The sequence below is a fragment of the Pseudomonas edaphica genome, assembly GCF_005863185.1.
Lineage (GTDB): Bacteria > Pseudomonadota > Gammaproteobacteria > Pseudomonadales > Pseudomonadaceae > Aquipseudomonas > Aquipseudomonas edaphica.
This window is the reverse complement of the sequence record NZ_VBVZ01001005.1, coordinates 1-1,185: the sequence shown is the minus strand read 5'-3', so window position 1 is coordinate 1,185 and position 1,185 is coordinate 1. Positions and strand designations below refer to the sequence as shown.

General features: G+C 61.9%; 1 protein-coding gene and 1 pseudogene. Both read left to right on the top strand.

Features of this window, described 5'->3' with window-relative positions:
* Positions 1-603: VRR-NUC domain-containing protein (locus tag FEM54_RS32845; protein ID WP_138454317.1), on the top strand; the 603-nt coding region annotated here is incomplete at its 5' end.
* A pseudogene (locus FEM54_RS32840) lies at positions 600-1,185 on the top strand (ATP-dependent DNA helicase); the annotation flags it as partial. The gene FEM54_RS32845 and the pseudogene FEM54_RS32840, both read left to right, overlap by 4 nt.

Below are 1,185 nucleotides of genomic sequence, written 5' to 3'. Positions count from 1 at the left end.
GTGCAGGCGCCGCTGATGTCGGTGGAATCCTGCGTGCAGGCGCACCTGAGCGCGCCCGATGCGCCGGTGCATTACGTCGAAAACGGGCTGATCAATTCGCTGTTCGGGCTGTTGTGCTGGGAGGCGATTTTCGCGCCGCTGCCAGGGTCGTTTTTCCACCCGTTCCAGCGCGGGCCGGTGGACCTGCACAGCGAAGACTTTCATCAACGTCGGGCTGTGTTGTTCGCCGCGTGCTTCGAACAGCTTACGGATGAGCGTTACAAAACCACCATCCGCCAGCGCTACGTGGACAAATGGGGCATCCAGTCGCCGTTCGTGTTCTGGAACCTGCTCAGCGAAGAGCTGCTGGAGCAAGCCCTGACGTGCCTGCCGGCCGAACACCTGCGTTACTGGTTTGAACGCCTGCTGCTGGATATCCGCGCCAACCGCGCCGGCATGCCGGACCTGATCCAGTTCTGGCCGGCGCAAAAGACCTACCGCATGATCGAAGTCAAAGGCCCTGGTGACCGACTGCAGGACAACCAACTGCGCTGGCTGGAGTTCTGCGGCGAATACCAGATGCCGGTGACTGTCTGTTATGTGCGCTGGGCGCAAACCGCTTGAGCTATAGCGTTGCGGTGCGTGCGCTGTGCGAGTTCACGGCCAAGGTCGGCGACCTGGACCTGCGCTTTACGCCGTCGCCCAGCGCCCAGGAAGGCATTATCGGCCATCGCACGGTGGCCTCACGACGCAGTGCCCATTACCAGAATGAAGTGGCCCTGGAAGGCGAATACCAGCAGCTCAAAGTGCGGGGCAGGGCAGACGGCTACGACCCGGACAGCAATCGCCTGGAAGAAGTCAAAACCTATCGCGGCGACCTCGACGCGCAACCCGCCAACCATCGCCAATTGCATTGGGCGCAGGTCAAGGTGTACGGCTGGCTGATGTGCCACAAACTCGGCCTGCAAGAGATCGACCTGGCGTTGGTGTACTTCGATATTGTTGGCGAAGGTGAAACCTTGCTGAACCAGCGCTTTCAAGCGGCCGACCTTGAGCTGTTCTTTAACCAGCAATGTGCGCTGTTCCTCGGCTGGGCGCGCCAGGAAATGCAGCACCGCGAGGCGCGCAACGACGCCGCGCAGGCGCTGGCGTTTCCCCATGCGCAGTTTCGCACCAGCCATTGCGGCAGCACCGCCACACCATGCC